Raw genomic sequence first — 7536 nt, forward strand, 5'->3', positions numbered from 1 at the left:
CGATTGAATAGAAGTTGTACTCGTAACACCAGCCGACACATCAATACCACGCACAAACTGACCTGTAGTAGAAGTTGATACAGTTGGTGAATTGATACTATTAGCAGTTGTTGTACTTCCGATCATGTTTGAGTTAATAGTCGGAGTACCTGCTGTAACCTGAATACCAGTGATACTTGTAGAAACAGTTGCAGTAGAACCTAAACCTGTAATAGAACCGATTGTATTTCCGGAAATATTAACAATGCCCGCTGAACTGCTGTTCACCCCAACGATCAATGCTCCTGTTGAGCTTGAAGTTGCAGTTACACTTCCTGTACCTGTTGCAGCTCCGATAATATTTGGAGTAACGTTACCCACATTAACATTACCATTCGTAATGTTAATTCCGGTTAACACACCATTCCCGGTAGCCGCCCCACTTGAAGTCGCTAAGCTCATCGCTGCAATGGTATTTCCCTGAACGGAAGATGCAGCGGTTGTTCCCGCAGACACGTTAATTCCAATGAAACGAGTAGCCACTGTACCCGCCATCGTATACACACCTGTACCTGTAGAACTTGCATACCCAATAGTGTTACCGGTAATCACAAAACCATTTCCATTCGTGTTGTTGACCTGGATACCATTATGTGTATTTCCTGAAGTATATGTTCTGGTTGCAGTTTGGAACAATTTGTTATTCGAAATCGTCCATGTGCTGTTTCCTGCACCAACCAAGACCCCTGCCGTAGCATTTCCTGCATTAAAGAAATTGGAAATGTTGTTATCCGAAATCGTATTGTTATCATTGAATTGAGCTGTTGTCGTTGTTGTACCAACAGAATAAATTGCATTAGCAGGAGTTGTCGCTCCATCAGCAATATCACAATTCGTGATTGCATTGTTATCGTTTCCGTTTGCTCCGGTAGTTGTTCCAAAAACAATTGTACCCGAAGACGAGGAAGTGTTAACACTTCGAACGATAGCATGTGTTACACTATTATTATGCGCATCATTATTGAATAGAATAGCATAACTGGTTCCTGCATTTGTATTCGCGATCACCAGGTCATTAGCCCCTGTTTGGTTTACACGACCATCAAATGTAATGTTCGCTGCATTGTTCAGATTCAACGTACCTGTTGCGTTTGCACTGGTAATAGAAAGTCCTGAAACTGTTGGGTAAACTTTTACAGTAAACGCTCCTGTTGCTACTGTATTACTACTTTGAATCGGATACGTTTCAGGTGCAGCAGGATAACCTGTAATTAATTGAAGCTCCACGTTACCCGTCAAACCTTGTGCATTAATCGCAGCAAAAGCAGTAGTCAAATTCTGATAATCTCCTCCTGTTCCTACAGTTTTAATACCACCTGCAAATGAAGCAGGCGAAGTAGACTGAGACCCCAAAACAGGAGTAGCTTCTCCTATTTCCCCATAGGGAACTACCTTCCAATAGTACAATGTGTTTATAGCTAATTGAGTAGCGTTATAAGTTGTAGTATTCGCTGCTACTTGCGTAGCTAAGGTATAAGCTACTCCATCCAGGGATCGGTAAATGTTGTATCCCATTTCTGTAGTTGCATTATCAGTCCAGTTAAGCGTCATGACTGTAGCACCAACACTTGTGAAGTTCAACCCTGTTGGAGTTGCTGGTATAGCTGGTGTAAAAACATAAACTCTTCTGGAACCATCAATTGTAGAATTCAAGTTAGTGATGTCACCAATGGCAGCTACCGCAGGGTTAGCAGCATAAGGAGAAACAGTTGAAACCGTATTTGCTGAATAATTTACAGAAGCAAATGCATTTGTAGCCCCTCCTTGATAGAAACCAATCGACGGAGCTCTATCTGTAGTCCCTCCAATGTTACTAGCATTTACTGTTCCATAGATAAAACTAATCCCTCCAGTCGTTTCGGAAAGAATTATTTGAAACGTAGTAGTACCAGCTGTACCGGTCCCTGTATAGAATAGCTGCATATTGGTAAACTCAACAACCAATGACCTGTTTGGGGCTGTCCCTGTAACCTTATAATGCACTTTTCCGGTTGTAGTTCCTGTTCGCATATCAGCATTAAAAGCAGCTAAACGCGGAAGAGTAGTAGTACCTCCGGTAATGGTATAAACATTCGTTCCTACAGCAGTTCCGCCAAGCTGTAACACCCCATCCTCATTAACAGAGAATTGGGAAAACGTACTGCCCATAAACGGAAAAGTAAAGCCAATTGAAGTTACGGCAGATGCAGAAGCATCCAACCCCGGGCCTATCAATTGCGTAGTTCCGGTACTCATATCAACCAGCGATCCGGTTGTATTAGTAGAAAAAGCATAATTGGCCGTACTTTGAGCCCGCAGGAGCAGATGTGGCGAAATGCACATAAGCCCGAATAGAGCAGAAAGAACCAGCCATTTTTTAAAGGAATTGTTCTTCATAGGTAAAAATTTAATTAATGAGTTGAAAAATTCAGACCTTGAAAAACCACGGTGGTGTTTTTCAACATAATCTATAATTTAAGTAACCCTACAAAAATGTTACTATCCTAGATACTTACAAAATTGATTTGCCTATTGATCAAACAATAATTGATTCGGTAAACCGATTTAGCACAAAAACAGGAAAACTTAAAAAATAGTTTAATCCTAGCAGAATCTAGCAAAGAAGCCATAAAAAAGGTTAAAAAAACAAAATACATTGCTGTTAATTATTTAACGTAATAATTTTTGAAATTTTATGCAAGCTTAATTTTGCATACTTCTCAAAACCCTTTACGTGTTAGGATACAGATTTTTTGTTAAAAATTAGAACTAATATTTTAAAATTCAATTTTTTAACAAATCTGTTAAACAAAAAAGGTGTCTATCCGACACCTTTCATTAAATTTTAATCTTTTAACGTCCTTAAAAACAGCGCACGATCCGACTCACTCCATTCGGAGAAGTCAGCTTTAACAGTTGAACTGCCTGATTTCTTGGGACTAGAACAGGTTCAATACCCAGTAATCGTTGTTGCATCAATTGTTTTCCGTCAGTTCCGAATACTTCCATCAAATACCCGGATTCGTTACTTGAAACTTCAATAAACTCCTCTTTTGTTCTCATCTCAACAGAAGCGAAGCCCGGGTCTGTTAAACCCAAAGTTCCACCCACAGCAACCTGAATGGAAGCTGTATCCGAATTACAAGCCGAAGAAGCAACCAAACTCACCGTATAAACACCATTTGAAGTGAAAGTATATTCCGCATTTTCCGTTGTTACGCTTTGCCCGTCTCCAAACAACCAGGTATAAGTTGTTGCTCTCGAACTTTCATTCGTCAAAGTAATCGTTGCTCCGTTTTGAACGAGTGAAAATCCTGCCAGTGTCGCTTCATTTGCAGGACGCAGGTGAAACCGGTCCAATGAATCCAGGATAACCGTTGCTGCAGCTTGTTGCAAGATTCCCGCTGTTGCGGCATTCAACCCTCCGGAATAAGTTGCTCCTACCGGACTTTTTTGAAAAAGTGAAGCATAAAAAGTACAAGCTGCCAGGTAGGTCCCTTCAGTCGACGGATGAGATTCATCCGGGTTGTACAAATTGATTGCAGGATGATTTGCGCGAACGTACCCCCAAACAGCTCCAACCGGTGAAACCATGGATCGGTCGCTGGAATCAGCCATCCGCATATAAGCATTATACAAACGCGTATTCATCTTATCAAACGTATTGATTCCGCCCCATTGCGGATCTCCGTTTTGTCTTCCCCAGGTCATATAATACATCACATTGCTGCAGGCATTACTTGCCCAAATACTGTCAGACAATCTCACAGCAAAAGGAAGTGTGGAAGTATTTACCTGCACATCCGGGAAACTCGGCTCCTGGCTTTGTCCCTGGATCACAACCACATCCCATGGCCTGGAGTGGATTTTCGTATAAGTCACCGGATCCGTCACATGATTTTGAAAGGTATAACCTCCATTTGTTTTGGAATCAACCGTAATTTCTTTTCCCAGGTTCGTTGCAAGATTACTCAGCATTCCGGGTAAATCATTCACGTAGGTATAACTATTCCCTATAAAAAGAACCGATATCGAATCCTGGGCGGAAACCAGGGAAATCATCATGGGGAAACCAAGCAGTGTGAGGAGAATTTTTTTCATTATTTATCGTTTTACTAACTAAACAGCAATCCTCCTTTGCAGTTGCCCGTAATTTTAACGTAATTTGAAGAAGTATTGCAATCCTATTGTTCAATGAAAAAATTCCTTTCACTACTGATTCTCGCAGTTTGCTTCTATAACTCCGGTAATTCTCAGACTTATTTAGGTTTTGAATACAATCCGAACATTCCGGTTAAGGTTGGAAGTACAATCCTGAAAAATCCCTGGGCCGGCGGAATTAATTATGGTCAGTTCTCCACAATTGATTACAATTTCGACGGTTTGGACGACCTCGTGATCTTCGATCGAAGCGGAGACGAGTTCGTTTTGATGGAACACGTTGTCAATGGAACAACTCATGAATACAAATACGTTTACAAAGGCTACAACTACTTTCCCGCTGATTGTAAATACCGGGCAGCATTCGTGGATTACGACGCTGACGGAAAAAAAGACCTTTTTACATACGGAATCGGCGGAATTAAAGTTTACCGCAATGTCGGCAATTCAACACAAGGCCTGCAATGGCAATTGATTACCCCGATTCTTCAAACCGATTACACCGGAGACATTTCGAACTTATATGTCAGCGCGAGCGATATTCCTGCATACGCAGACATTGATTTTGATGGCGATATCGACGTGCTGACCTTTCATATTGGCGGACAAAACATGGAATACCACCAGAATCAAAGCATGGAACTTTACGGAATTCCGGATTCACTCATTTTCATCCTGAAAAACCAATGCTGGGGAAAATTCAGCGAAGATCCGAACAGCAATGATTTGTACCTGAATCAAACAGCCTACCCATGCGAAAACGGCGACATTGCAAATCCGCTCAGACCAGCAAACACACACGAGGAGTTGGATTTAGCAAATGAAAGCATTACCAGACATTCCGGATCAACGACATTGGCAATCGACATCAACAACAACGGAGTGATGGATTTGATCCTGGGCGATGTTGCCTATCCGGGCATTACCTTACTGATGAACGGCGGAACGGCTCCGAATACCAATTCGGTTATGGTTAGTCAGAATCACGATTATCCTACTGCTGCAAATCCCGGACAAATGCAGTTGTTTCCTGCAATTTACTGGGAAGATGTAAACTTTGACGGAAAAAAAGACCTGATCATTGCTCCGAATGCCCGAACCGTTTCTGAAAACCAAAACAGCGTTCAATTCTTTAAGAACACCGGAACAAATGCGCTTCCGAACTTTGTTTACCAGGAAAATAACTTCCTTCAAAAAGACATGATTGATCATGGATTGGGAAGCATTCCGGTTTTGGTAGATGAAAACGGAGACGGATTGAAAGACCTGCTCGTAGCAAATTTTGTCCGTTACAAACCGGTACTGAGCCTTGAATCTGTTTTTCAGCTTTACAGAAATACAGGAACCAGCTCCAATCCGGAATTCACATTGGTCAACAACGATTATTTGGGCTTATCCTCGCTCGGATTAGGTCTACGCGTTGTTCCGACTTTCGGAGACCTGGACGGAGACGGTGATCAGGATTTGATCGTCGGAATGGAAAGCGGAAATGTGAGACGCTTCACCAATACAGCCGGAGCAGGAAATCCAATGAACTTCGGAACATCCGTTGCAGTTACAGATAATAGCGGAGCTGCAATCAACGTTGTTTCCTACTCCTACCCGCAATTGTTTGATCTTAACAAAGACGGATTGCTCGATTTGATCATCGGTCGAAAAACCGGTGAAATTACCTACTATCAAAACACAGGAACCGCTACCTCTGCAGTTTTCACCCTGATAAGCAACAACCTGGGTCAGGCAGACATTTCCACAACTCCCGACGGGTACGCAGCACCGCACTTTTTCCGCGTAAACGATACCACACATTTATTTGTCGGAGCGTACAATGGAAAACTGAATTACTTCCGCTACATCGACGGACATTTAACGGACGGCGATACGTTCAGCTTGTATTCCGATCATTTCCTGAATATGGATGTCGGTTTGTATAGCTCTGTTTTTGTAGATGACATCAATGGGAACGGCTTTTTGAATTTGTTTGTAGGTCAGGATTTGGGCGGACTATTCCTGCTCGAAGCAGATCCGTTAAGCACCGCTTCTCTCAACGAACTTCAGATTGAAAAAGAATTGGTTTTGTTTCCGAATCCGGGAAATCAATTGGTAACTATTCTTGCTAAAAACGGAAAAAACTCCACGATCAAACTGCTCAGTGCCTGCAATATTTTAGGACAGAAACAGCCTCTGGAATTAGTCGGATCACAAATCGATGTTTCCGGGCTGACTTCAGGAACGTATTACTTCGTACTGGAAGTTGACGGGAAAATAGAACACCTGAATTTTATCCGGAACTAAAGTTTCAGATACTTTTCGTAGACAACTTGCTGTGACCAATTGATCTCCGTGATTTCTGATTCGAAAATTCCGAACATGGTGGAGCCCGAACCCGTCATCGAAGCGTAAATGGCTCCCTGATTATACAACGCGTGTTTTAATTGTTCCAATTCAGGATACTTTTTAAAAACAGAAAATTCAAAATCATTGACCAATGCATTTTTCCATTCAGCGATCGGTTTTTGCAGGATCTCTTTCAAAGAAACCCGGTTTTCATCCGGAATAACTCCATCATACGCTTCTTTGGTCGAAACATGAATCCCGGTATTTACCAGAACAACGGAATAACCTTTCAGATCAACATTCACAGAACTCAACACTTCTCCCCTTCCTGCCGCAAACTGCAAACCCCCGTCAATAAAAAAAGCGCAGTCCGAACCGATTGCAGCAGCCATTTTTTTCAATTCGTCATTGTTGACATACGGTGCATACTGGTCCCGCAATAATTTCAGCGCAAAAGCCGCATCCGAAGATCCGCCGCCCAATCCGCCGCCCATCGGAATGATTTTATGCAGATGAAAAGATAAAACCGGAAGCGGATAATACGTTCCGAATACCCGTTCTGCCTCAAGGACCAGGTTCCCAGATCCCGGAATTTCCAATCCTGAAGTGCTGAACCCGGGCTCCCTGCTTTCAATCACTTCAAGTACATCACAAAAAGGAAGTTCCAACATCGCCGTTTCAATATCGTGGTAGCCGTCATTCCGCTTTCGCAGGATGTGCAATCCCAGGTTTATTTTGCATGTTGGAAAATTAATCATACCGTAAAATTAATAGATGCGAACTATTTTCGTAAATTTCGCCCCTCAAAATAGCAATTATGTCTACATATTTAGATTTTGAAGAACCTTTAAAGGCTTTAGAAGAACAAATTGAACAAACCCGCGAAATTGGTGTCAGTACCGGTGTCGATATGGCGGATAAAATTCACGCCCTAGAAGAAACTCTTACAAAAAAGACCAAAGAAATATTCGGAAAGCTGACTCCGTGGCAGCGTGTACAATTATCACGTCATCCGGACAG

4 protein-coding genes and 1 pseudogene are annotated in these 7536 nt (G+C 42.1%); 2 read left to right on the top strand and 3 right to left on the bottom strand.

Annotated features, from left to right (window positions below; translation table 11 throughout):
• Positions 1-2415, bottom strand: a 2415-nt coding sequence (locus Q1V93_RS15105; RefSeq protein ID WP_300665807.1) for a hypothetical protein, incomplete at its 3' end; no start/stop codon positions are given.
• Positions 2416-2880: 465 nt separating this feature from the next.
• The gene (locus tag Q1V93_RS15110) at positions 2881-4119 is read right to left on the bottom strand and encodes a PKD domain-containing protein (protein WP_300665808.1); all 1239 of its coding nucleotides are present in this window, start codon (positions 4117-4119) and stop codon (positions 2881-2883) included.
• 93 nt (positions 4120-4212) lie between these two features.
• On the opposite strand from Q1V93_RS15110, the gene Q1V93_RS15115 reads away from it, so the two are divergent.
• A complete protein-coding gene (locus Q1V93_RS15115; protein ID WP_300665809.1) occupies positions 4213-6474 on the top strand; it encodes a T9SS type A sorting domain-containing protein in 2262 nt (753 codons plus the stop codon).
• On the opposite strand, the gene ispE is transcribed toward Q1V93_RS15115, so the two are convergent.
• On the bottom strand, positions 6471-7274 hold the full coding sequence (ispE, locus tag Q1V93_RS15120) for a 4-(cytidine 5'-diphospho)-2-C-methyl-D-erythritol kinase (RefSeq protein ID WP_300665810.1): 804 nt from the start codon (positions 7272-7274) through the stop codon (positions 6471-6473). The two genes, Q1V93_RS15115 and ispE, sit on opposite strands and share 4 nt — an antisense overlap.
• A 59-nt stretch (positions 7275-7333) precedes the next feature.
• Between ispE and Q1V93_RS15125 the strand changes: the two are divergent.
• Positions 7334-7536, top strand: a pseudogene (locus Q1V93_RS15125) (acetyl-CoA carboxylase carboxyl transferase subunit alpha); the annotation flags it as partial.

It is taken from the genome of Fluviicola sp. (assembly GCF_030151805.1).
GTDB lineage: Bacteria > Bacteroidota > Bacteroidia > Flavobacteriales_D > Crocinitomicaceae > Fluviicola.

Coding starts and splice junctions, on each gene's coding strand:
- Q1V93_RS15110 (WP_300665808.1), bottom strand. CDS start 4,119: ATGAAAAAAATTCTCCTCACACTGCTTGGTTTCCCCATGATGATTTCC.
- Q1V93_RS15115 (WP_300665809.1), top strand. CDS start 4,213: ATGAAAAAATTCCTTTCACTACTGATTCTCGCAGTTTGCTTCTATAAC.
- ispE (WP_300665810.1), bottom strand. CDS start 7,274: ATGATTAATTTTCCAACATGCAAAATAAACCTGGGATTGCACATCCTG.